This window comes from Priestia sp. ABM2_011 (genome assembly GCF_056158845.1).
Window position 1 is genome coordinate 4,689,921 of record NZ_JBSWUB010000001.1, and the last position, 24,325, is coordinate 4,714,245.

The 24,325-nt window shown below is 41.2% G+C and carries 12 protein-coding genes, 17 tRNA genes, 3 rRNA genes and 1 pseudogene; 2 read left to right on the forward strand and 31 right to left on the reverse strand.

Translation table 11 applies throughout. The features are described from left to right. Positions 1-74: 74 nt before the first annotated feature. The 26 genes and pseudogenes from aceA to ACXAE4_RS24755 all read right to left on the reverse strand — a co-directional run bounded on the left by aceA (position 75) and on the right by ACXAE4_RS24755 (position 14,425). Positions 75-1,357: pseudogene (gene aceA, locus ACXAE4_RS24630) on the reverse strand (isocitrate lyase). A gap of 392 nt (positions 1,358-1,749) precedes the next feature. Then, positions 1,750-3,009 carry a M48 family metallopeptidase gene (locus tag ACXAE4_RS24635; RefSeq protein ID WP_154973623.1) on the reverse strand — a complete coding sequence of 420 codons (1,260 nt, stop codon included), beginning with the start codon at positions 3,007-3,009 and terminating at the stop codon, positions 1,750-1,752. Between the two features lie 209 nt (positions 3,010-3,218). Next, positions 3,219-3,290, reverse strand: a tRNA-Glu gene (locus ACXAE4_RS24640). Positions 3,291-3,332: 42 nt separating this feature from the next. Further along, a tRNA-Ile gene (locus ACXAE4_RS24645) sits at positions 3,333-3,406 on the reverse strand. A 12-nt stretch (positions 3,407-3,418) separates the two neighbouring features. After that, positions 3,419-3,492 (reverse strand) — tRNA-Gly (locus ACXAE4_RS24650). Between the two features lie 11 nt (positions 3,493-3,503). Beyond that, a tRNA-Asp gene (locus ACXAE4_RS24655) sits at positions 3,504-3,579 on the reverse strand. An 11-nt stretch (positions 3,580-3,590) separates the two neighbouring features. Continuing rightward, positions 3,591-3,683: transfer RNA gene (locus ACXAE4_RS24660), tRNA-Ser, on the reverse strand. A gap of 10 nt (positions 3,684-3,693) precedes the next feature. Next, a tRNA-Ala gene (locus ACXAE4_RS24665) sits at positions 3,694-3,769 on the reverse strand. 5 nt (positions 3,770-3,774) lie between these two features. Continuing rightward, positions 3,775-3,851: transfer RNA gene (locus ACXAE4_RS24670), tRNA-Pro, on the reverse strand. A gap of 4 nt (positions 3,852-3,855) precedes the next feature. Then, positions 3,856-3,932: transfer RNA gene (locus tag ACXAE4_RS24675), tRNA-Arg, on the reverse strand. A 9-nt stretch (positions 3,933-3,941) separates the two neighbouring features. Beyond that, positions 3,942-4,030, reverse strand: a tRNA-Leu gene (locus ACXAE4_RS24680). A 12-nt stretch (positions 4,031-4,042) separates the two neighbouring features. Continuing rightward, a tRNA-Cys gene (locus tag ACXAE4_RS24685) sits at positions 4,043-4,116 on the reverse strand. Positions 4,117-4,126: 10 nt separating this feature from the next. Next, a tRNA-Gly gene (locus tag ACXAE4_RS24690) sits at positions 4,127-4,201 on the reverse strand. Between the two features lie 19 nt (positions 4,202-4,220). Then, a tRNA-Leu gene (locus tag ACXAE4_RS24695) sits at positions 4,221-4,302 on the reverse strand. A gap of 13 nt (positions 4,303-4,315) precedes the next feature. Beyond that, positions 4,316-4,391: transfer RNA gene (locus tag ACXAE4_RS24700), tRNA-Lys, on the reverse strand. A 4-nt stretch (positions 4,392-4,395) separates the two neighbouring features. Continuing rightward, positions 4,396-4,470, reverse strand: a tRNA-Gln gene (locus tag ACXAE4_RS24705). 7 nt (positions 4,471-4,477) lie between these two features. Continuing rightward, positions 4,478-4,561 (reverse strand) — tRNA-Tyr (locus ACXAE4_RS24710). Between the two features lie 8 nt (positions 4,562-4,569). Beyond that, positions 4,570-4,645, reverse strand: a tRNA-Thr gene (locus tag ACXAE4_RS24715). Between the two features lie 4 nt (positions 4,646-4,649). After that, a tRNA-Val gene (locus ACXAE4_RS24720) sits at positions 4,650-4,725 on the reverse strand. 114 nt (positions 4,726-4,839) lie between these two features. Then, positions 4,840-4,955: ribosomal RNA gene (gene rrf / locus ACXAE4_RS24725) — 5S ribosomal RNA — on the reverse strand. Between the two features lie 62 nt (positions 4,956-5,017). Further along, a 23S ribosomal RNA gene (locus ACXAE4_RS24730) occupies positions 5,018-7,953 on the reverse strand. Positions 7,954-8,211: 258 nt separating this feature from the next. After that, positions 8,212-9,763, reverse strand: a 16S ribosomal RNA gene (locus tag ACXAE4_RS24735). The 16S, 23S and 5S rRNA genes sit together here with 17 tRNA genes alongside, the layout of an rRNA operon. 411 nt (positions 9,764-10,174) lie before the next feature. Beyond that, a complete protein-coding gene (locus tag ACXAE4_RS24740; RefSeq protein ID WP_047751671.1) occupies positions 10,175-10,951 on the reverse strand; it encodes an enoyl-CoA hydratase-related protein in 777 nt (258 codons plus the stop codon). Positions 10,952-10,986: 35 nt separating this feature from the next. Next, positions 10,987-12,519 carry a fatty acid--CoA ligase family protein gene (locus tag ACXAE4_RS24745; RefSeq protein ID WP_475237146.1) on the reverse strand — a complete coding sequence of 511 codons (1,533 nt, stop codon included), beginning with the start codon at positions 12,517-12,519 and terminating at the stop codon, positions 10,987-10,989. Between the two features lie 169 nt (positions 12,520-12,688). Beyond that, the gene (locus tag ACXAE4_RS24750) at positions 12,689-13,678 is read right to left on the reverse strand and encodes a lipoate--protein ligase (RefSeq protein WP_098626103.1); all 990 of its coding nucleotides are present in this window, start codon (positions 13,676-13,678) and stop codon (positions 12,689-12,691) included. A 15-nt stretch (positions 13,679-13,693) separates the two neighbouring features. Then, positions 13,694-14,425: an MBL fold metallo-hydrolase gene (locus tag ACXAE4_RS24755; protein ID WP_034267959.1), complete on the reverse strand. Its 732-nt coding sequence runs from the start codon at positions 14,423-14,425 to the stop codon at positions 13,694-13,696. Between the two features lie 228 nt (positions 14,426-14,653). On the opposite strand from ACXAE4_RS24755, the gene yhfH reads away from it, so the two are divergent. Beyond that, entirely contained in the window at positions 14,654-14,785 is a 132-nt protein-coding gene (gene yhfH / locus ACXAE4_RS24760; protein WP_013055337.1) for a protein YhfH, read from the forward strand. A 39-nt stretch (positions 14,786-14,824) separates the two neighbouring features. Here yhfH and ACXAE4_RS24765 read toward each other — a convergent pair whose 3' ends face one another. The 3 genes from ACXAE4_RS24765 to ACXAE4_RS24775 form a co-directional block, all read right to left on the reverse strand. Further along, a complete protein-coding gene (locus ACXAE4_RS24765; protein WP_047751673.1) occupies positions 14,825-16,408 on the reverse strand; it encodes a response regulator in 1,584 nt (527 codons plus the stop codon). After that, positions 16,386-18,206 (reverse strand): cache domain-containing sensor histidine kinase, encoded by a 1,821-nt coding sequence (locus ACXAE4_RS24770; protein ID WP_154990706.1) that lies wholly within the window; start codon positions 18,204-18,206, stop codon positions 16,386-16,388. Before ACXAE4_RS24770 ends, ACXAE4_RS24765 begins: the two co-directional genes overlap by 23 nt. A 149-nt stretch (positions 18,207-18,355) precedes the next feature. Continuing rightward, the gene (locus ACXAE4_RS24775) at positions 18,356-19,645 is read right to left on the reverse strand and encodes an ABC transporter substrate-binding protein (RefSeq protein ID WP_475237150.1); all 1,290 of its coding nucleotides are present in this window, start codon (positions 19,643-19,645) and stop codon (positions 18,356-18,358) included. A gap of 281 nt (positions 19,646-19,926) precedes the next feature. Here ACXAE4_RS24775 and ACXAE4_RS24780 point away from each other — a divergent pair, with 281 nt between their 5' ends. Then, on the forward strand, positions 19,927-22,104 hold the full coding sequence (locus tag ACXAE4_RS24780; RefSeq protein ID WP_033580639.1) for a peptidoglycan D,D-transpeptidase FtsI family protein: 2,178 nt from the start codon (positions 19,927-19,929) through the stop codon (positions 22,102-22,104). 52 nt (positions 22,105-22,156) lie between these two features. On the opposite strand, the gene ACXAE4_RS24785 is transcribed toward ACXAE4_RS24780, so the two are convergent. Beyond that, entirely contained in the window at positions 22,157-22,726 is a 570-nt protein-coding gene (locus tag ACXAE4_RS24785) for a TetR/AcrR family transcriptional regulator (RefSeq protein WP_028412542.1), read from the reverse strand. Between the two features lie 162 nt (positions 22,727-22,888). After that, complete coding sequence (gene hemY, locus ACXAE4_RS24790) at positions 22,889-24,310, reverse strand: protoporphyrinogen oxidase (protein WP_013055331.1); 1,422 nt, start codon at positions 24,308-24,310, stop codon at positions 22,889-22,891. Between the last annotated feature and the right edge of the window lie 15 nt (positions 24,311-24,325).

The window sequence follows — 24,325 nt, forward strand, 5'->3', positions numbered from 1 at the left end:
GATGTAAGAATCTTTTTTGTTAGAATTTTTTCTATGAGTGGAAGTAAACAACCGTTCCACTCATAGATTTTTTGTTATTTATGCGCCTGAAACTGCTCTTCTTCTGTTGAACCTTTTAAAGCTGTTGTAGAGGAAGTCCCACCGGAAACTACTTGCGCCACTTCATCAAAATAACCCGTTCCTACTTCACGCTGATGTCTTGTAGCAGTATATCCATTTATTTCACTAGCAAACTCTCTTTCTTGTAACTCTGAATAAGCTGCCATTCCTCTTGTTTTATATCCTCGTGCCAGTTCAAACATGCTGTGATTTAAAGCGTGGAAGCCAGCAAGCGTAACGAATTGGAATTTGTAGCCCATTTTTGCGATTTCTCTTTGAAACTTTTCAATCGTTTTCTTATCTAATTTTTTCTTCCAGTTGAAAGATGGTGAACAGTTATAAGCAAGCATTTTACCTGGGAATTTTTCATGAATAGCATCTGCAAATTTTTGTGCCTGTTCCAAGTTTGGTTCAGACGTCTCACACCATACTAGATCAGCATATGGCGCATATGCTAAGCCACGAGCGATAGCTTGATCGATTCCGGCTCTCGTGCGATAAAACCCTTCAGCGGTGCGTTCACCTGTAATAAACTGGCGATCTACAGGATCAACATCACTTGTAATTAAATCAGCGGCATCAGCATCGGTACGAGCAATCAGAAGTGTTGGAACACCCATTACATCAGCAGCTAAACGAGCAGCAATCAAGTTTTTCACAGCTGTCTGAGTTGGAAGCAATACCTTGCCGCCAAGATGACCACACTTTTTCTCAGATGACAATTGATCTTCGAAGTGTACCGCAGATGCTCCTGACTCAATCATTCCTTTCATTAATTCAAATACGTTCAACTGTCCTCCGAACCCTGCTTCTGCATCTGCTACAATTGGAGCAAAGTAATCAATATCTCCTTCTCCTTCTAAATGCTGAATTTGATCGGCACGCTGCAGCGCTTGATTGATTCGTTTCACAACATGCGGCACGCTGTTTGCTGGATATAGACTTTGATCAGGATACATATTTCCTGAAAGGTTTGCATCTGCAGCTACTTGCCATCCACTGAGATAAATGGCTTTTAACCCTGCTTTTACCTGTTGTACTGCTTGATTTCCTGTTAAAGCTCCTAATGCATGAACGTATGGCTCTGTTTTTAATAAGTTCCAGAACTTTTCGGCCCCTCTTCTAGCAAGCGTGTGTTCAATATCAATGGATCTCTCAGTCCAATGACTTTTTCTGCAGAATATGGACGTTCAATTCCTTTCCAACGCTCATCGCTTTTCCAGTTCTCTTCAAGGTTTTTTACACGAATCTCTTTCATTCTTTATACCCCCTAATGAATTTAAAATTCTATATTCATAAAAATATAAAACGCAGCAGTGAGAATATGTCTGTTTCATGATGAAGTAAATTAGCAGTTTGCCATAGTTTTAGTAAGAACGTAGATGAAATAAGTAAATAGTTGAAGGACATGTAGTAAGACTTTGCTGAGGTGAATATACGCTGATAAGTTTGACTGCTATCTTTTCAATCACAAATAACTATTCCTCCCTATTGTTATAAAACAGTTTTTATTTTACATACGTTATTATATAACAGTACTTTCGAAAATGAAACCTCCTTTTAGAATTTTTTTCCTACTCGCAAGGAGGCTTTTCTATTAATACCTACGTATAAAAGGCTTCATATATCCTTTACTTTTTCTTATATCACTTATTCATTTCTTTCATACTTCTCAACAAATGAAATTCTTTCCAATATTGTTGGATGACCATATCGAAAAATTTTCACTAAATACGGCGGATTCACCTGGGACAGTCCTGATTTTGTTAAATCCTGAAATGTTTTAATAGCAGCTTGTTTATCTCCTGTTAAGTCCATGGCGTACGTGTCAGATTGAAGTTCATGATGACGCGACTGCATATTTGTTAAAGGACTTACAGCAAATGTGAGCACAGAAAAAATAAGTAGAATAAGCGGTAATGAATTTAAATCACTAAGAGAAGTGATTTTTAATGCTTTCCCCCATCTCTTAATCACAAAGCTAGCTAAATGTTTCGTTAGCCATAAACCTACAATCGATAAAACTAAGGCTGAAGCAATCCCTACATAAATATGTTTCTTCACATAGTGACCCATTTCGTGCGCCATGATAAACAAAATTTCACGTTCCGTCAATTTATTAAGAGTAGTATCCCATAACACAATTCTTGAATTAGAACCTATTCCCGTTACATATGCATTGAGAGAGTTCGTTTTTTCAGACATGTTTACTTCATATACATGCTTAGCAGGTATATGAGCTTCATCTGCTAAATGCAAAATTTTCGTCTCCAGCTCTTTATTCTTTAATGGATAAAAATCGTTATATAACGGATCGATAACCACTGGTTGAATAAACGTCAAAAATAGCGTAAATGGAATAGATACTAGCCACGCATACAGCCACCATCTTTTTGAAAACTTACGAATGAATGCATATAACACAGCAATCACTAAAAACATCGTGGCATAGTTCACCCAAAAATCTGTAAAAAGATCTTTCATCCATCCTTGGAAAGGTTGCGTCGTAATATGGTAAGCCGTTGAAAGCTTATAGCTAATCCAGTCCATAGGAAAAGAGTAGATCAGCAGCAGAACAGATAACCAAAATACATAAATAGCAGTTTGGAGAAGACTGAAACGACTGACGTCTTTAGACCACTTATTCACTTTCTTAGACACACCTAACACTAAAATTAAAATAAACCCTAACCACTCATATGGAATTCGGATAAAAAAGAGCGCATCTCTAATCTTTGAATATTTTTCGGTTAACATAAGTTCTCTTGCATTCATAAACGTAGCAGGATCCACGCTGGTACCTTTTAATGATTGTGGAATAGAGGTGTCACTTATATAAAATAAATACACCCATATACAAGCTGCATACACAAGAAAAACTCCGATGGACCACAAAACAAGTTTTTTCACGCATTCCCCTCCTTTTGTACAAACAGTATTCTGTTATTACTATTGTAGGTTTTTTTTCGAAATTTAGAACAAGCGTTTAGAGATGTGCCATAGGAAATGCAAATTGTGAAGAGAAAATCATAGAAAAACGAAAAATAGAGTTTATTCTTTTGTCTAAACTCTGTTTACAAACAAAAAAAGCAGTTTGCATATGCAAACTGCTTTTGTGATGACCCGTACGGGATTCGAACCCGTGTTACCGCCGTGAAAGGGCGGTGTCTTAACCGCTTGACCAACGGGCCAGTATCAATTTATAAGTTAAATTCAATTACTATAAAACATGATGGGCCTAAGTGGACTCGAACCACCGACCTCACGCTTATCAGGCGTGCGCTCTAACCAGCTGAGCTATAGGCCCTTTACTTGGATTTGGAGCGGGTGATGAGAATCGAACTCACGACATCAGCTTGGAAGGCTGAGGTTTTACCACTAAACTACACCCGCATATTTTAAAGTGGCGGTCCCGACGGGAATCGAACCCGCGATCTCCTGCGTGACAGGCAGGCATGTTAACCGCTACACCACGGGACCAAAATAGAAAATGGCGGAGGAAGAGGGATTCGAACCCCCGCGGGCTTTAACACCCCTGTCGGTTTTCAAGACCGATCCCTTCAGCCGGACTTGGGTATTCCTCCGTGTACTGTATGGTGGAGCCTAGCGGGATCGAACCGCTGACCTCCTGCGTGCAAGGCAGGCGCTCTCCCAGCTGAGCTAAGGCCCCATAAATGGTCGGGAAGACAGGATTCGAACCTGCGACCCCTTGGTCCCAAACCAAGTGCTCTACCAAGCTGAGCTACTTCCCGTTTATGGCGCGCCCGAGAGGAGTCGAACCCCTAACCTTTTGATCCGTAGTCAAACGCTCTATCCAATTGAGCTACGGGCGCTTATTAAAATGGTGCCGAGGGCCGGACTTGAACCGGCACGGTAGTCACCTACCGCAGGATTTTAAGTCCTGTGTGTCTGCCAATTCCACCACCCCGGCAGGACTTATACGTGGAGGCGGCAACCGGATTTGAACCGGTGATAAAGGTTTTGCAGACCTTGGCCTTACCACTTGGCTATGCCGCCAATATATATATGGAGCGGAAGACGAGGTTCGAACTCGCGACCCCCACCTTGGCAAGGTGGTGTTCTACCACTGAACTACTTCCGCGCATTTATCTAAATTAAGATGCGGGTGAAGGGACTTGAACCCCCACGTCATAAGACACTAGATCCTAAGTCTAGCGCGTCTGCCAATTCCGCCACACCCGCGTGTAAATATAACTGGTGAGCCATGAAGGACTCGAACCTTCGACCCTCTGATTAAAAGTCAGATGCTCTACCAACTGAGCTAATGGCTCTCTATGGCTGGGCTAGCTGGATTCGAACCAACGCATGACGGAATCAAAATCCGTTGCCTTACCGCTTGGCGATAGCCCAATAAAGATGGTGGAGGGGGGCAGATTCGAACTGCCGAACCCGAAGGAGCGGATTTACAGTCCGCCGCGTTTAGCCACTTCGCTACCCCTCCGATATAAATGGTGCCGGCAAGAGGACTTGAACCCCCAACCTACTGATTACAAGTCAGTTGCTCTACCAGTTGAGCTACACCGGCACGGTGGTGGAGGATGACGGGATCGAACCGCCGACCCCCTGCTTGTAAGGCAGGTGCTCTCCCAGCTGAGCTAATCCTCCAGAGAATCTATATAAGCGCGTTAATAAGCGTTATTTTGAATACTCATAATAAACTATTTCAAATAAAAAACCCCTATGCTCTTTACAAGAGACTCATAAGGGGTTTTATTCATTGCCTGGCAACGTCCTACTCTCACAGGGACAAAGTCCCAACTACCATTGGCGCTAAAGAGCTTAACTTCCGTGTTCGGTATGGGAACGGGTGTGACCTCTTCGCTATCGCCACCAGACAAGAGATTGCTCTCTCAAAACTAGGTAACAGTTTGCTGAGTAAAGCTTACGCTTTTAAAGTTTGGTTAAGTCCTCGATCGATTAGTATCAGTCAGCTACACATGTCGCCACGCTTCCACCTCTGACCTATCAACCTGATCATCTTTCAGGGATCTTACTAGCTTGCGCTATGGGAAATCTCATCTTGAGGGGGGCTTCATGCTTAGATGCTTTCAGCACTTATCCCGTCCACACATAGCTACCCAGCGATGCCTTTGGCAAGACAACTGGTACACCAGCGGTGTGTCCATCCCGGTCCTCTCGTACTAAGGACAGCTCCTCTCAAATTTCCTACGCCCACGACGGATAGGGACCGAACTGTCTCACGACGTTCTGAACCCAGCTCGCGTACCGCTTTAATGGGCGAACAGCCCAACCCTTGGGACCGACTACAGCCCCAGGATGCGATGAGCCGACATCGAGGTGCCAAACCTCCCCGTCGATGTGGACTCTTGGGGGAGATAAGCCTGTTATCCCCGGGGTAGCTTTTATCCGTTGAGCGATGGCCCTTCCATGCGGAACCACCGGATCACTAAGCCCGACTTTCGTCCCTGCTCGACTTGTAGGTCTCGCAGTCAAGCTCCCTTGTGCCTTTACACTCTACGAATGATTTCCAACCATTCTGAGGGAACCTTTGGGCGCCTCCGTTACATTTTAGGAGGCGACCGCCCCAGTCAAACTGCCCACCTGACACTGTCTCCCGGCCCGATCAGGGCCGCGGGTTAGAATTTCAATACAGCCAGGGTAGTATCCCACCGACGCCTCCACCGAAGCTAGCGCTCCGGCTTCTCAGGCTCCTACCTATCCTGTACAAGCTGTACCAAAATTCAATATCAGGCTACAGTAAAGCTCCACGGGGTCTTTCCGTCCTGTCGCGGGTAACCTGCATCTTCACAGGTACTATAATTTCACCGAGTCTCTCGTTGAGACAGTGCCCAGATCGTTACGCCTTTCGTGCGGGTCGGAACTTACCCGACAAGGAATTTCGCTACCTTAGGACCGTTATAGTTACGGCCGCCGTTTACTGGGGCTTCGATTCAGAGCTTCTCCCAAAGGATAACCCCTCCTCTTAACCTTCCAGCACCGGGCAGGCGTCAGCCCCTATACTTCGCCTTGCGGCTTCGCAGAGACCTGTGTTTTTGCTAAACAGTCGCCTGGGCCTATTCACTGCGGCTCTCTCGGGCTATACACCCTACCAGAGCACCCCTTCTCCCGAAGTTACGGGGTCATTTTGCCGAGTTCCTTAACGAGAGTTCTCTCGATCACCTTAGGATTCTCTCCTCGCCTACCTGTGTCGGTTTGCGGTACGGGCACCTCCCGCCTCGCTAGAGGCTTTTCTTGGCAGTGTGGAATCAGGAACTTCGGTACTATAATTCCCTCGTCATCACAGCTCAGCCTTTATGATGAGCGGATTTGCCTACTCATCAGCCTAACTGCTTGAACGCGCATATCCAGCAGCGCGCTTACCCTATCCTACTGCGTCCCCCCATTACTCAAACGGCGGGGAGGTGGTACAGGAATATCAACCTGTTGGCCATCGCCTACGCTTTTCAGCCTCGGCTTAGGTCCCGACTAACCCTGAGCGGACGAGCCTTCCTCAGGAAACCTTAGGCATTCGGTGGACAAGATTCTCACTTGTCTTTCGCTACTCATACCGGCATTCTCACTTCTAAGCGCTCCACCAGTCCTTACGGTCTGACTTCGCTGCACTTAGAACGCTCTCCTACCACTGACATCAAAGATGTCAATCCACAGCTTCGGTGATACGTTTAGCCCCGGTACATTTTCGGCGCAGAGTCACTCGACCAGTGAGCTATTACGCACTCTTTAAATGGTGGCTGCTTCTAAGCCAACATCCTGGTTGTCTAAGCAACTCCACATCCTTTTCCACTTAACGTATACTTGGGGACCTTAGCTGGTGGTCTGGGCTGTTTCCCTTTTGACTACGGATCTTATCACTCGCAGTCTGACTCCCATGGATAAGTCTTTGGCATTCGGAGTTTGACTGAATTCGGTAACCCGTTGGGGGCCCCTAGTCCAATCAGTGCTCTACCTCCAAGACTCTCACAACATGAGGCTAGCCCTAAAGCTATTTCGGAGAGAACCAGCTATCTCCAGGTTCGATTGGAATTTCTCCGCTACCCACACCTCATCCCCGCACTTTTCAACGTGCGTGGGTTCGGGCCTCCATTCAGTGTTACCTGAACTTCACCCTGGACATGGGTAGATCACCTGGTTTCGGGTCTACAACCACATACTAAACGCCCTATTCAGACTCGCTTTCGCTACGGCTCCGCCTTATCAGCTTAACCTTGCATGGGATCGTAACTCGCCGGTTCATTCTACAAAAGGCACGCCATCACCCGTTAACGGGCTCTGACTACTTGTAGGCACACGGTTTCAGGATCTCTTTCACTCCCCTTCCGGGGTGCTTTTCACCTTTCCCTCACGGTACTGGTTCACTATCGGTCACTAGGTAGTATTTAGCCTTGGGAGATGGTCCTCCCAGCTTCCGACGGAATTTCACGTGTTCCGCCGTACTCAGGATCCACTCAAGAGGGAACGAAGTTTCAACTACAGGGTTGTTACCTTCTTTGACGGACCTTTCCAGGTCGCTTCATTTACTTCGTTCCTTTGTAACTCCGTATAGAGTGTCCTACAACCCCAAGAGGCAAGCCTCTTGGTTTGGGCTAATTCCGTTTCGCTCGCCGCTACTCAGGAAATCGCATTTGCTTTCTCTTCCTCCGGGTACTTAGATGTTTCAGTTCCCCGGGTCTGCCTTCAATATCCTATGTATTCAGATAAAGATACTGTTCCATTACGAACAGTGGGTTTCCCCATTCGGAAATCTCCGGATTAAAGCTCACTTACAGCTCCCCGAAGCATATCGGTGTTAGTCCCGTCCTTCATCGGCTCCTAGTGCCAAGGCATTCACCGTGCGCCCTTTCTAACTTAACCATTAGCGAATAAATGGTACAACATAAAGTTGTGTTATTTATTGGTTTGATTAAAGAAAAATTTCACTTTTCCTCAGCAATTACTGTTATCTAGTTTTCAAAGAACAAAACAACTGACTTCAATCACATCATGATGAACATCACTGTGATATCTACGTGCAGTTTTGCGCCGAGTAATCGCAGGCGCAATTATTAATGAGAGATTGAACTCTCAAAACTGAACAAAGTGTCAAAACGTACGTCATGTAAAAATCCTTAGAAAGGAGGTGATCCAGCCGCACCTTCCGATACGGCTACCTTGTTACGACTTCACCCCAATCATCTGTCCCACCTTAGGCGGCTAGCTCCTTACGGTTACTCCACCGACTTCGGGTGTTACAAACTCTCGTGGTGTGACGGGCGGTGTGTACAAGGCCCGGGAACGTATTCACCGCGGCATGCTGATCCGCGATTACTAGCGATTCCAGCTTCATGTAGGCGAGTTGCAGCCTACAATCCGAACTGAGAATGGTTTTATGGGATTGGCTTGACCTCACGGTCTTGCAGCCCTTTGTACCATCCATTGTAGCACGTGTGTAGCCCAGGTCATAAGGGGCATGATGATTTGACGTCATCCCCACCTTCCTCCGGTTTGTCACCGGCAGTCACCTTAGAGTGCCCAACTAAATGCTGGCAACTAAGATCAAGGGTTGCGCTCGTTGCGGGACTTAACCCAACATCTCACGACACGAGCTGACGACAACCATGCACCACCTGTCACTCTGTCCCCCGAAGGGGAACGCTCTATCTCTAGAGTTGTCAGAGGATGTCAAGACCTGGTAAGGTTCTTCGCGTTGCTTCGAATTAAACCACATGCTCCACCGCTTGTGCGGGCCCCCGTCAATTCCTTTGAGTTTCAGTCTTGCGACCGTACTCCCCAGGCGGAGTGCTTAATGCGTTAGCTGCAGCACTAAAGGGCGGAAACCCTCTAACACTTAGCACTCATCGTTTACGGCGTGGACTACCAGGGTATCTAATCCTGTTTGCTCCCCACGCTTTCGCGCCTCAGCGTCAGTTACAGACCAAAAAGCCGCCTTCGCCACTGGTGTTCCTCCACATCTCTACGCATTTCACCGCTACACGTGGAATTCCGCTTTTCTCTTCTGCACTCAAGTTCCCCAGTTTCCAATGACCCTCCACGGTTGAGCCGTGGGCTTTCACATCAGACTTAAGAAACCGCCTGCGCGCGCTTTACGCCCAATAATTCCGGATAACGCTTGCCACCTACGTATTACCGCGGCTGCTGGCACGTAGTTAGCCGTGGCTTTCTGGTTAGGTACCGTCAAGGTACGAGCAGTTACTCTCGTACTTGTTCTTCCCTAACAACAGAGTTTTACGACCCGAAAGCCTTCATCACTCACGCGGCGTTGCTCCGTCAGACTTTCGTCCATTGCGGAAGATTCCCTACTGCTGCCTCCCGTAGGAGTCTGGGCCGTGTCTCAGTCCCAGTGTGGCCGATCACCCTCTCAGGTCGGCTATGCATCGTTGCCTTGGTGAGCCGTTACCTCACCAACTAGCTAATGCACCGCGGGCCCATCTGTAAGTGATAGCCGAAACCATCTTTCAATCATCTCCCATGAAGGAGAAGATCCTATCCGGTATTAGCTTCGGTTTCCCGAAGTTATCCCAGTCTTACAGGCAGGTTGCCCACGTGTTACTCACCCGTCCGCCGCTAACGTCATAGAAGCAAGCTTCTAATCAGTTCGCTCGACTTGCATGTATTAGGCACGCCGCCAGCGTTCATCCTGAGCCAGGATCAAACTCTCCGAAGAAATGTTTGACTTGCTCATTTAAAAAATAAAAATTAACGTTGACGTTTGTCGCTTTGTTCAGTTTTCAAAGTTCAACCGCCGCTCTTAAGCGACTTTATTATCTTATCAAGTTACCGACGTAATGTCAACAACTTTTTAAAATTCTTTTTTCAGCTTCGTTGTTACTGTTATGTCTCAACGACGCTTTATAATAATAAAATATATCTTTATTAAAGTCAACAGTTTTTAACAAAAAAATTCGAAATCATTACTTTTTGATTCAGATGGCTGTTTTATCTAGATCATATCATCATATTATAGGCAAAAGCTAGGTTTAAACTTTGCCTTCTCTATTCTTGAACCCTTTACTTTTTTCAATTTCTTCATTATACGAAGAAATTAAAAAAGAGCTGTCCATTAGACAGCCCCTGCTTATTTCCCTTTAAAACTAGGTCTTCTCTTCTCAGCAAATGCTTGAAGCGCCTCTAGACGATCTTCTGTCGGAATCGTTAACTCATATGCTTTTCGTTCAATTTGCAAACCAGTCTGCAAATCGGCCTTCATTCCTTCTTTGATAGCAAATTTTGCTTGCTGAAGTGCAATTGGCCCATTTTTTAATAAAAGCGAGATAAAAATATCTATTGTTTCTTCTATTTGATATCCAGGAGCTACCTTCGTTACTAGACCACATTCTTTTGCTTCTGATGCTGTGAGGCGCTGAGCTGTTAAAATTAGTTCCATTGCTTTTGCTTCACCAACTAGGCGAGGGAGACGCTGTGTTCCTCCTGCGCCTGGTATAATCGCTAAGCTTGTTTCCGTTAAACCCATAAGCGCTTCTGTTGAAGCGATCCGGAAATCACATGCTAAAGCCAGCTCCATTCCTCCTCCAAATGCATATCCGTTGATGATTGCTATCGTTGGCTGAGGAAGCTGCTCTATCTTAGAAAACACTTCTCCTATTTTGTAAATATTGCGCTTTACCTCTTGATCAGAGAGGGTTTTACGTTCTTTTAAATCCGCACCTACACTAAAAGATTTTTCACCTGCCCCTTTAAACGTCACAACTCGAATATCTTTTTGAATACGAATTCCTTCAATTACTTCTTCCAATTCTTTAAGCATATCGTAATTAAAAGCATTCATCGCTTCCGGACGGTTCAGTATCACATGAGCGACGTGTCCCTTTATTTCATAAGAAATAGATGACATTCTTTTACCACCTCCAAATTGGAATCGCTTTCATTTTATCGCTCCTGAGATACCTGCTGCTTCAGTGCACGCCTTAAAATTTTTCCCGTTGTATTTTTAGGAAGTTCTTTTAAAAATTCAATTTCACTTGGCACTTTATATTTAGCAAGGTGCTCTTTGCAGTAGGCAATAAGCTTCTCTTCCGTTATCTCTTGATTATTGCAAACCACGTAACACTTCACACATTCACCTAAAGAAGGATCAGGAACTCCGATAACAGCCACTTCTACAATATCCCGATGCGCATATAGCACTTCTTCTACTTCGCGAGGATAAACATTATATCCTCCTACAATAATTAAATCTTTTTTACGGTCAACGATATAAAAATAACCTTCCTTATCCATTCTTGCTAAGTCACCTGTATACAGCCAACCATCTCGGAGAGCATATTCCGTATCTTCAGGAAGCTTATAATACCCTTTCATCACATTAGGGCCTTTGACGATAAGTTCGCCAACTTGTCCTACTTCTACTTCTTTTCCCAGTTCATTTACCACTTTATTTTCAACATTCATAATAGATGTGCCTATAGAACCTGCTTTTCTCTCTCGATCAATCGGATTGAAACACGTCACAGGAGAAGCCTCAGATAATCCATAGCCTTCTGCTACCATGACCCCAAACTTACGTTCAAAATGGGTTAGAAGTGCCACCGGCATTGATGCCCCGCCTGATATACAAAGCCTTACCGTGTGAAAGTGCTCTTTTTTCCCTTTGTCATGCTGAAGTAAAAAATTATACATTGTCGGAACGCCAGCAAAAATAGTCGCTTGTCGATTTTGAATTAATTCAAATATAGAAGATGGACTGAATTTTGGTTCAATTAATATCGTTCCTCCATTCATTAAAGGCGCATTCAATGAAACAGTTAAACAAAATACGTGAAACATCGGCAAAGCAGCTACGACTCGGTCATTCCCATTTATACTTAAATAATCTGCTACGTCTTGAGCGTTTGAATAAATATTCTTATGCGTAAGCATAGCTCCTTTTGGTTTTCCAGTCGTTCCTGACGTATACAGAATGATGGCCACATCTTCTTCTTTTAACTCGAGAAAATCATATGTAGCTTCCCCTCTGTTTACAACTTGCGAAAACGTGTGAAAATAAGAAGGTATACTTTCCACTGTATCTGTCGTTTCACATAAGATAACGTGTTCCAAAAATGGAGTGTGTCCAATGATTTTTTTTAAAACAGGGAGAAGTAAATCAACCGCAATAACTGCTTTTACATCTCCATCCTGAAGCATGTAGCTAATTTCATCCGCTGTGTAAATAGGATTAATGGGTATAACAGTAGCTCCTACTCGAAGAGCACCGTACAATCCAATAACAAAATGAGGCGAGTTGCCGACAATTAAAGCGATATGATCTCCTTTTTTTACACCTAATTGCTTCAGACCATTAGCAAACTTAGATACCGATGCATCAAAATCTGCATAAGATGTTTCCTGATCCATAAAAACATATGCCGATTTTTGCGGAAATTGCTCAGCTGTTTTATGAAGCTGTGCTGACAAATTCATCTCATAACTTCCTCCTTTTAATAACGAATGAATGAACAACCATTCATTATTAAGTCATAATAATGGAAAAATTCTTACTTCTTCTATTCTATTATAATGTTACTGCTGTTCTATTGACAAGACTCATCTGTTTAAAAAGAAAAAAAGCCTGATGTGGCAGACTTTTTTCTTAATAGATTAATTCAACAAACTCTTCTTTTGTAATATTACCAAAATAATGTGGAATATCGATGTCCTCTAAGGCTTGTTCAATAGAAGCTTTTTCATAACGAACACCTGTTAATTTTCCCTGTACTTCCTGGACATCTCCCACTCCAAAGAAATCTCCATAGATGGTGCAAGCATCGATTTTCCCTTTATTCACTTCCAAACGAACGTCAATTTGTCCCACAGGAAAGCGGTGAGAGTGCTGTAAGTTAAATTTAGGTGATTTTCCATAGTTCCAATCCCATGACTGATAGCGCTCTTTAGAAATTTGATGAATCGTTTCCCAATCTTTTTCCGTTAGTTTATATTCTGTTATATTTTCTTCTCCCTCAAAGATATACCGAAGCAGCATTTCTCTAAATTCTTCCACCGTTACTTTCTGTTCTAAAAATTCACTGATATTCGCTACTCTATTTCGAATAGACTTAATGCCTTTGGATTCAATTTTATCTTTTTTTACTTTTAACGCTGATACCACGTTTTCAATCTCTGAATCAAAAAGAAGAGTTCCATGGCTGAACATTCTTCCTTTCGTCGAAAACTGAGCATTTCCAGAAATTTTACGTCCTTCCGCCATTAAATCATTTCGTCCGCTTAACTCAGCATTGACTCCTAATTTCTTTAACGCTTCCACGACTGGCTCGGTAAACTTTTTAAAATTATGAAAGCTATTTCCATCGTCTTTCGTAATAAAGCTGAAGTTTAAATTTCCTTTATCATGATAAACGGCACCGCCTCCAGATAGACGTCTCACTACATGAATATGCTGATCTTCAACATATTTTGTATTAATCTCCTCAATGGTGTTCTGGTTTTTTCCAATAATAATAGAAGGTTCATTAATATAAAACAGCAGATATGTCTCATTAATATCTAGATGCTTGAGCGCATATTCTTCAATTGCTAAGTTAATTCGGGGATCATAATTTTTTTGATTATCAATAAATAACATTCATTTTCCTCCTTGTTATTCCCATACGTATCCTGATTCAGCTAACGTAAGCGTACCTTGATAATGAGCAGCAGCTTCCTCTACTAGCTGTTGGTGTTCTCCGTAGTGTGGAAGGTGAGTAAGCATGAGTTGTTTGACACTTGCTTTAGAAGCAAGTGTACCGGCTTCTGTACTTGTCATGTGTCCAGCACCGCTTCCATCTTGGCTAGCATAAAAGTTACATTCACAAATAAGAAGATCTGCATTTTCTGAGAAAGAAACAAATTCTTCTAAATAGCTCGAGTCCGCTGTGTACACGACGGTTTGATTGCCAGCACTTATTTTCATGGCATAACAAACGACTGGATGTTTCGTTTTCATAAATTCAATTGTAAAAGGCCCAACGTCAAGTTTTTGACTCGGATCGTACTCTACTCCTTTGGTAATTCCTTTATGAGTAAGTTTGTTGAAGCTTTCCTGATCATATGTATGTCCGTAAATAGAAAGTTCCTTAACAGCGTTCCCTAGATGAGTCTGAATGAGGCGAGCATATTGAAATACTCCGACATCAGCCACGTGGTCATGATGGTAATGAGATAAAATCATCGCATCTATTTCTTCTGGTTTTGCATATTTTTGCAGCTGAGCCAATGCACCGCTTCCACAATCAACAAGCAGCTGAAATCCATCGTGCTCAACTAAATAGCTAGAAGTAGCTTCTGAAACAGCAGGATATCCTCCCCAAAAACCAATAACAGTTACTTTCATTTCAATCACCCTTTCGTACTATTTTTATTACGTTCAGTATACCCTACTTTTTTTTGAAAACTAACTGAAAGATACTCGTTTTGCCTATTTTATCGAAATAACTCATTGTTATATAACAAATAACCACTTAGAATAGCAAAATAGGCTAAATTGTTATAAAACATAATTGACATTTCAACATCTGTTATAATACAATGTTAGTAACAAAAAACAACGGAGGGGATTTAAATGTTAGAAAAAATGACTGAATTTTTCAAAAGATTACCCAATAAAAAGTGCGTAGAATGCGGAAACGACATCGAGGAACAGCATGAGTGCTACGGAAACAAATGCGATCACTGCCTAGATATCATGAAATAAAAAAAGCTGAAACTGTTTTATAACAGTTTCAGCTTTTTTTTATACGGTCAAACTGCGATACTCGTTTGGCGTAATGCCTTCTACTTTTTTAAACACTTTTCGAAAGTATTTATCATCATGATATCCAATCATATTCGCAATTTCATAGATTTTTAGTTCTTCATTTAGTAAAAGTGATTTGGCTTTATTCATTCTGACTTTCACCATATAATCTGAAATATTTTCTTGAAATTCTTGCTTAAACTTTCTCGAAATGTATTCACGGCTTAAATAGAAACGTTCCGATATTTCTTGAAGCTTCACATCTCGATGAAAATTTTGCTGCAAAAATTGTTCGATCTCATAAATAACGTCGCGATTGTTTTGCTTGCTATACCTTTTTATTACTTTTAAAAAACGCTTTACTTCACGCTTTTTTCTCTCTACATACTTTGCTAGCTGAAACTGCCCATCTTGGTTATAGAAAAAAGAAAGAACATATTCAGGACCATTACTTATCGTATAAGGAATGTGATATCTTTTTAACCAATGCTGGCTTAACAGCTGATATTCCTGCTCAAAATGCAGAATTTGCTTTAATGATAGATAATTTTGTGCTTCAAAAGCTGTGATAATTTCGTTGAATACCGGCAAAAAAGCTTCAAACTTCCCTACTTGCAGCGCCTCTTCAATTTTACTGTTATAATCCATCATATTTATTAATAAAGCACTTGCTAAAACGTCTTGCTCGCCGTAGACCTTCACTTTATTTTGATCAAGAACATTGCTTAATAAAAGCGAATTTTTCGCATGTTCATAGGATTTCATTAGCTGATCAATAGAAGAGACTTTGCATCCTCTTGCAATCCGACAGCTCACGTCTAACGTACGGCGAATTGCTGTATGTAAAGTCGTCAGCAAAGAAGTTATGCGTTCAAAATCATTCCAAAATATAATGATAATTTCCCACTTATTTGATAAATAACGGAAGGCTACCCCATTTTCTTCTGCCATCAGCATTTCATTGATTACATTTAAAATTGAAAAATAGGCTAAATCCCGGTCACCGCCAAAAGAACGAATAATGGATTCATCTACACGTACAATCCCCACTTCATATTCTCTAGTCAGATGGAAACCAAACTCTTCATAGATTGATTGATTTAGCAAATAATTGTTCATTAACTGCGTCAGTTTTCGATCTCGATAAATCGGCTTCATTTCATTGATTAAACGATAGCTGCTATTATGGACTTTTCTTGACTCTTCTTCTTTTTTCCATTGGGTTACAGCTCGTACAAGCGTATCGTTTAAAATCGAAGGATCCACTGGCTTTAGAATATAATCCGTACTTCCAAAATGAATAGCTTTACGCATATAGTGGTAGTCATCATACCCTGTTACCACAATCGTTTTGCTAGAAGGTGAATTCTCTTTAATCCACTCCAACAAAGCAATTCCATCGATATTAGGCATCTTCATATCAGTAAAAATGATTTCAGGTCCGTGATCCTCAATAAGCGCAATCGCTTGCTCACCGCTATCAGCTTCTATCACATCTGTAATTTCATGCTCTTCCCACTGTCCAAGCAGCTTTATTCCTTCTCTTACATGCTCTTCATCATCCACGATTAATACTTTCATCACTATCCCTCTTTTCTTCAATTGTTGTTAGCTTTATGACAACGGTAAAATCGTGATTTTCTTGACTGCTAATTTGCATTGAAGCATGATCTCCATAGTAGATGCGAAGTCGTTCATAAATATTTTGCAACCCAATATGCTCATCTGTTTGATTATACGATTGCTGAAGTCTCGCTTTTAATTGATTCAACTCTTTCTCTCCTATCCCTTTTCCGTTATCAGAAACAGTTAGAATCAGTTCTTCTCCGTTTAACTTCGCTGAAATCAACAGCTTTCCGCTTCCTGTGCGGGTTTCGAATCCATGCTTAAAAGAATTCTCAACAAGAGGCTGCAAGACCATTTTCGGTATTCGCATAAGCTCTGCCTCTTTTTCGATATTTAACTCATACTCAAACTTTGAACCAAACCGCTGCTTCTGCAGACTCAAGAAAGCTTTTACGTGATCGACTTCTTGCTTTAAGCTAACGATATCCTCTTTCATATTCATGCTGTAACGCATAATGTGAGAAAGTGAGGTTAATAAAGAATATACTTCAACTGCTTTATGCTTAAGGGCAAGAGTTCCAATCGATTGAAATGCGTTGTATAAAAAATGCGGATTAATTTGTGACTGCAGCACTTTTAGCTGCGTTGATTTATTTTCTAACTCCAATCGGAATTTACGTTCAATTAAGTCATTAATTGTTTCCACCATAGAGGTAAAGTGCCTTCCTAAAACACCAAATTCATCGTTTCCAAGCGATTTAAACCGGACTTCAAATGATCCTTTTTCCACTTCTTTCATATTGCGAATTAATACGTTAATCGGCTGTGTAAAACGGACCGATATAAAAAGCGTCGCGATAACGAGCATACACAAAAATGGCAGGCCAATTAATACATTCATAAGTGCTGTCTTTCTTGCATCTTCATATAAAACACTGTAAGGAATTCGCTTCACAATGTATAAGTCCTCAAAAGGCTGTTTAAGCTTTTCATACATTAATACGCCTGAGAAGCTTTTATCTTCCCATTCCATGCTGTGATCCTCTTGAGACGTAAGCGCCTTTAGCCACGGGTAGTTTTCGTTTTTTCCAATAACCTTTGAATCCGAAGAATACAAAACCTTCCCTTTATTGTTCATTAAATAAAAATCTTCTGACTCTTCATTATATAAGCGCTGCGATATAGATTGAATTTGTGTCATGTTAATGTCTAAAGATAGATAAGCTAACAACTTGTCTGATGGAATTTCATCAATCCGCTGATGAAAGCTAATAACTTGATTCGGCAGTGAGTCAATTAACGTTGATAAATTATTGTAGCTATAAATTTCATGGGTAGGCTCAATGGCAAGAAATTTATGATGTTTATTTAAATAAGAATAGTAAGGCTGGGTGTAAATATCATCGTACTTCCCTCTGCTGCTCACTTTCGAATTATAAGCTGTATACGAGTCATGCCCGTTCTCAATATAAAGATGGAGCTGTTCAATCTCTGGACGAGTATTATATAAATAAAGAAGAGTGCGTGATATTTCCAGTTGATTGGCTCCTAAGTCACTTGATACGCCTTCATCTAACACTTTAATAAATGGGTGGTAGCCGTACAGCCTTTTTGTAATATTAGCAATTTCATTTAAGTAATCACTCAAATCATTGCTTCCATTTTTAATAACTTGATAGTTGGTAGAAATAAATCGATTCTTAACCGTTTCTTTTGTGTATTGATACGTAAAAATCGTTGAAATTAAAAAGGGAATAACGGTTGCGAATAAGAAAAACAAAATTAATTTCTTGCGTATGCTCCAGCCTTTCACAACTAACCTCCTTTGACTAATGTCATACATTATGACTATTATTATACATTAAAAGCGCTTTCAATTAACTATTATTTTTTCATAACTATGAATCTAACCAGCTATTTTTTCACACCAAAAAGTCCGCGTTTTCCACGCGGACTTTTTGGTTATTTTTTCATTTTTGCCCAAATTGCATCTAATTTCTTCATAAACTCTTCTTCCGTCATTTGTTTGCCTGCGTAAGACTGCATTGCTGCGCCTACTTCTTGAACCGTTCCTTCTGGATACTTAAACCAGTTCCAAGATAATGTTTTGCCTTCTTCAGAGTATTTTAAGATATCATCAGATAAAGAATCGATTCCTTTTCCATCGATGTTTTTGAACGCTGGAATGAACTTGAACTTTTCAACTAAGAATTTTTGACCTTCTTTAGAAGAAACCATCCAATTTAAGAATTCCTTCGCTGCTTTTTTATCTGCATCTGGTGCATTTTTGTTCACTACCCAGTTATTTGGAACTCCGATTGCTAATTTATCATTTTTCTTCGCATCGTTGCTGATCGGCATTGGGATAAAGCCCATTTTCATGTCCGGATTGATTTTCGTGATCATATTTACCGTCCAGTTACCTTGTTGCATCATCGCTGTTTCACCAGAAGCAAATTGAGTAACTTGTGTATTGTAATCTGTCGTTAATGGATTTTTATTTCCATACTTTAACGTTAAATCGAACAGATTCATAAATTGCTTAAACGTTTCATTGCCTTCAAATTTTGCTTTTCCTTCGTTTAGACCTTTAATAAACGCATCTGGATCATCTTGCTGCGCCATTGGAATATTAAATAAGTGGTTACCTAGCACCCACCACTCGCCGTATCCGTTAGAAAATGGCGTAATGCCTTTTGCTTTAAGCTTTTTAGAAGCTGCTTCTAATTCCGACAGCGTCTTAGGCAATTCTTTAATGCCTGCTTTTTCAAATAAATCTTTATTATAAATAAAACCATAACCTTCTAAGTTTAGCGGCTGACCATAGATTTTCCCGTCCACTGTCATCGGTTCTTTAGCAATATCATACAGATTATCTACCCACGGCTGATCAGACAAATCTTCTAATTTATCCTTCCACGTTTGCGCTTCTTGGAACCCTCCATTATTAAAGATATCAGGTTCATTTCCAGAGGCAAACTGTGCTTTTAATGCTGCACCATAGTCCGCTCCTCCGCCGACTGTTTGGATGTTAAACTTTACGTTTGGATGTTCTTTTGTATATTCATCCGTTAATTCTTTCAGCTGATCTGCAATTTCCACTTTGAACTGGAACATATCAATAACAACTTGATCACCTGAGCCTGTTGATTTACTTGCTTTTGAATCCGTACCTGAGTTTGAACATGCTGTCGCAAATAAAAGTGATGTTGCTAACACGCCAGACATTATTGAAAGCCTTTTCATTTTCATTCGTTTTGCCCCCCTTGATATCTATCTCTCTTTATTTTAACGATTCTAGGACATTTGAACAGGTAACAATATTGAACAACCGAGTGGAAAATATTGAACACCCCCCTTCAGCACCCTTCGACAGCTCTCTCTTCTTTCGCAAAAATTTCTATAAAATTTTTATCTGTTTTATTCCACCTAATAACATTTATAGACAAAATTATGTTAATATGTAGAGTGATAGATTCATAAGAAAATTTATGAATTTTTTTAACTTGTATAAACAAAGTGAAGGGGTTTACATGAAAACTAAAAAGCGCAAAAAAACACATGTCTCATTTCGAATTAACTGGCTGTTTATTGTGGTTTTCCTGCTTTTTTCTGCACTCATTTTACGATTAGGCTTCGTACAGATTGTGTACGGAGAGAACTATAAACGAGAAGTTGAAAAAACAGAAGATGAAACGGTAGATTCACCGGTTCCTCGCGGAAAGATGCTAGACCGCTATGACCGCGTTATCGTGGATAATAAACCGTTGAACGCTGTCACGTACACGCGTTTGAAGGGCGTCACTCAAGAAGACAAGCTAAAAGTAGCTAAAAAGCTTGCCACTCTTATTGATGTTCCTGTTACAACAGACGTGTTTGGCAAATCGGATAAAAAGAAAGATAAAAATACGATTAAGCTAACAGAACGCGACTTAAAAGATTATTGGATTGCAACTCATCCAAAAGCAGCAGCGAAAAAAATTACCGCAGCAGATAAGCAAAAAGTAAAAGAAGAAAAAATTTCTGAAGATGATTTGTATCCTCTTCAGCTGAAGCGCATCACTAAAAATGAACTTTTATCGGTGAAAGACGACCTTGAAGTGATTGCCATTAAAAGCAAGATGGAAGGCGGGTATGCGTTAACTGCTCAAATTATTAAAAGCGGCTTAACTGATAAAGAGCTTGCCGTTATTAGTGAGCAGCTGAGTGACTTGCCTGGCGTCGATACGACAACTTACTGGGACCGTATGTATACATACGATGACTTACTTAGCACGCTGCTTGGTAAAATCACATCGGCAGACGAAGGGTTACCAAGCGAAAACTTACAGTACTACTTGTCCCACGGCTACAGCCGAAATGACCGAGTAGGAAAAAGTTATTTAGAAAAGCAGTACGAAGACGTTCTTCGTGGTCAAAAAGCGCGCATACAAAACGTAACCGATCGCTCCGGCAACTTAGTGAGTCAAGAGACCGTTACTGAAGGTCAGCGCGGCAGTGACTTAATTTTAACGATTGATATGGAACTGCAAAAACAAGTCGAAGATGTTTTAACGAAAGCTGTACTTGAAGGCTCTGCGAGGAACCGCTTAATGGACCGAGCGTTTGCTATTATGATGGACCCACATACGGGAGACATTTTAGCAATGGGAGGAAAACAGCTTGTTACTGACAAACAAACAGGAGCACGCAAAGTTCAAGACTTCGCGCTTGGAAATCTTACAACTTCTTATGAAGTAGGTTCCGCGGTTAAAGGAGCGACCGTTCTAGCCGGACTTGACTCAGGTGCAATTCAGCCTGGTACTGTTTTTTATGACGCACCAATGAAGTTTGCTGGTACTAAACCGAAGAAATCTTCTCACAATATGGGAGCTACAGGTATCGAAAAAGCTCTCGAGCAATCTTCTAACGTTTTTATGTATAGAACAATTCTAAACATGGCTGGTGAAACTTATCGACCTGGCGGATCATTGCATATCTCGCCTTCTATTTTTAATAAAATGCGTTCATACTACAGTCAGTTTGGCCTTGGAATTCCAACGGGAATTGATTTAGAAAACGAATCAACCGGTATTCGTAACACCGTGACAAACGAACCTGGTAAAGCTCTCGACTTTGCAATTGGTCAATACGATACGTATACACCGCTTCAGCTTGTTCAATACATTTCAACAATTGCCAATGGTGGATACAGAATGAAACCTCACCTTGTGAAAGAAATTCGTGAGCCTGAACTTGACAGTGAGCTAAAAGGAAGTATACAAAGTTCCGTGGAACCACAAGTATTAAACCGTATTACAATGAATCAGTCGCAAATTGACATTGTAAAACGTGGTTTTCGTCGTGTTGTTACTGCTCAAGGTGGTACTGGACACGCCTTGTATACAAATCCAAAATACAGAAAATATAATATAGCAGGCAAGTCAGGAACAGCTGAAACCTATAATCAAGGCGTAAGCGTACGTAACTCCACTTTTGTCTCTTATGCACCTTATGACAATCCTGAAGTAGCTGTAGCAGTTGTTATTCCTTCTGCGTATGTTGCTGGAGCGAATTCTGGCGGACAAAGTAAAACTATTACAGGTGATGTTATTGATGCCTACTTCAAACTTAAAAAGCAAGGAAATACAGAAGTAGAACAAAAAGAAGAAGATGCAAAAACAGGAAATACAGAATTAAACGGCGTAAAAAAAGATGATAATGAACAATAAAAAAGGTCTCGTCATGAGACCTTTTTTGTTTTTTCTATGAAAAAAGCCTATCTCACTGAGACAGACCGCGTAAAAAGTATAGTTCAATTAATTCAGCAATTTTTTCTTCTGAAAGCGGCTCATGCCGTTTTTCCCAATCATAGACGAGTGCAATGTACATTTTAAATAGTAAAAAAGCTGTGAGCTCCGGGTTGCACGGTTTGATTTCTTTTTTAGAAATCGCAATTTCGATTTTGTTTTTTATATAAGTCAAAATCTCTTCTTCTACTCGCACAAGCACTTCTTGCACTGCTGTAGTGCCTAACTGCTGTTCCTGTACCAGCTTCAGCATGAGCTGATGCTCAGTGCGGAATTCTAAGATTCGAAAAATGGCTGCTTGGGCATTTTCAAAAAAAGGACGGCTGCTGTCAATGACAGTTTCAGCTGCATCTGTCATTTCTCGAATCATTCGTGTCACAATTTCATCGAATAACTCTTCTTTGTTTTTAAAAAAAGTATAAATCGTTCCTTTTCCGACATTTGCAAGCTTCGCCACTTGCTCCATAGTCGTTGCTTTATATCCAAACAGCGCAAATGATTTTGACGCTGCATCAACAACTGATTGCTTTCGGTCTATCGCCACGTTATCCCCTTCTTTCTGACCAAATGAATATTTCAGTCAACAAGTACGGTTTTACTATAGCACAAGTTTCTTTTGCTTTTCAACCACAATCTCTTCTCTTAGTATAACCTTTCTCTACGGGTAGTAGACAAAAAAGCGGAGCATTGATTCACCGCTCCACTTCTACAGTTGCTGCACATATTTAACCGCTTTTTTAGCCACATCTTCTCCTTGCTCTACACATTCTGGTATACCTAGACCCTCGTACGAGCTTCCCGCTACATAAAGACCGGCAAGCTCTTTTTCAAGCTGTTCATTCATTGTATCTAGCATATCGTGATGTCCGACCGTATACTGAGGCATTGACTGCTTCCATCTCGTTACCGCGTAAAATTCAGGCTCCGCAGAAATCGTAATGAGCTTCTTCAAATCCTCCAGGACAATTTTAAAAATTTCATCGTCAGGCTGATCCACCACAGCTTCATCCCCGGTTCGTCCAACTAAACATCTTAGCAGCACTTTTCCTTCCGGAACCGCATGCGGCCACTTTTTATTTAGCCACGTGCATGCCGTAATCGTGTAATCGCTATTTCTGGAAACGGCGATGTTCATTGCATCTAGATTGTCTTGCAGCGCTTCTTGTGCAAAGGCTATCACAACAGTAGCTACTGAAGTGGAAGGCATATGCTTTAACGGTTCGAATATTTTATATTCCGAGAGCATAGACTGAGCAGCTGCATGAGGGGAAGTTACAATAACGCTGTCTGCTTTTATTACTTTCCCGCTATTTAAGGATAATTCATATGTGGTATCTTCTTTATAAATTTTCTCTACCTTTATTCCTTTTGTAATAATATCAGGATCTATTGCTTTTTCTACCCCATCTACTAGCGATTGAAGACCTTCTTTTAATGTTAAAAAGACGCTATTTTTTTTAAACTCCGAATCATCACCGTGCTGTGGGTGAATTTCTTTTAGCTTTTTCATTCCAACAATTAAGCTTCTGTACTTATGTTCAGCATGCAAAAACTGTGGAAATGTTGATCTTAAACTCAAACGATCAACGTCTCCTGCGTAAATTCCTGATAATAGAGGCTCAATTAAATTTTCAACAACTTCATCACCAAACCGTCTTCTAAAAAATACGCCTAGCGAACGGTCATCCTGATTTTTTGTCTTCGGTATAAAAAAATCAGCTGCTGCGCGCAGCTTGCCAACAGGCGAAAATAGCCCTGTTGTGATAAAAGGAGATAACTTGGTTGGTATCCCCATTACAGCACCATCAGGTAGCGCATGCGGTGTATCTTTTACCAGAATATAGGATTTTCCCTTTTCATTTCCGACTAGCTCCCGACCTAGCCCCACTTCTTTTGCCAGTTTTGTAGCAGCTAGCTTACGCGCTAAAAATGAATCAGGACCTTTTTCAAATAAATAACCGTCTCGTTTGACCGTTTGAATTTTCCCGCCAAGCCGATGCGTCGCTTCTATTAGTTGAAGATCAATAGGCAGCTGATGATCCTTTATTTTTTTTTGCAAATAATAGGCAGCTGAAAGACCTGTTATTCCTCCACCGATGATGACAACCTTTTTTCGTCTATCCGTCACGTTATCATCGCCTTT

Excerpts from the sequence above, each read along its gene's own strand:
- ACXAE4_RS24740 (WP_047751671.1), bottom strand. The coding sequence starts at position 10,951 with ATGTCATCTATTTCTTATGAAATAAAGGGACACGTCGCTCATGTGATA.
- ACXAE4_RS24745 (WP_475237146.1), bottom strand. The coding sequence starts at position 12,519 with ATGAATTTGTCAGCACAGCTTCATAAAACAGCTGAGCAATTTCCGCAA.
- ACXAE4_RS24750 (WP_098626103.1), bottom strand. The coding sequence starts at position 13,678 with ATGTTATTTATTGATAATCAAAAAAATTATGATCCCCGAATTAACTTA.
- ACXAE4_RS24755 (WP_034267959.1), bottom strand. The coding sequence starts at position 14,425 with ATGAAAGTAACTGTTATTGGTTTTTGGGGAGGATATCCTGCTGTTTCA.
- yhfH (WP_013055337.1), top strand. The coding sequence starts at position 14,654 with ATGTTAGAAAAAATGACTGAATTTTTCAAAAGATTACCCAATAAAAAG.
- ACXAE4_RS24765 (WP_047751673.1), bottom strand. The coding sequence starts at position 16,408 with ATGAAAGTATTAATCGTGGATGATGAAGAGCATGTAAGAGAAGGAATA.
- ACXAE4_RS24775 (WP_475237150.1), bottom strand. The coding sequence starts at position 19,645 with ATGAAAATGAAAAGGCTTTCAATAATGTCTGGCGTGTTAGCAACATCA.
- ACXAE4_RS24780 (WP_033580639.1), top strand. The coding sequence starts at position 19,927 with ATGAAAACTAAAAAGCGCAAAAAAACACATGTCTCATTTCGAATTAAC.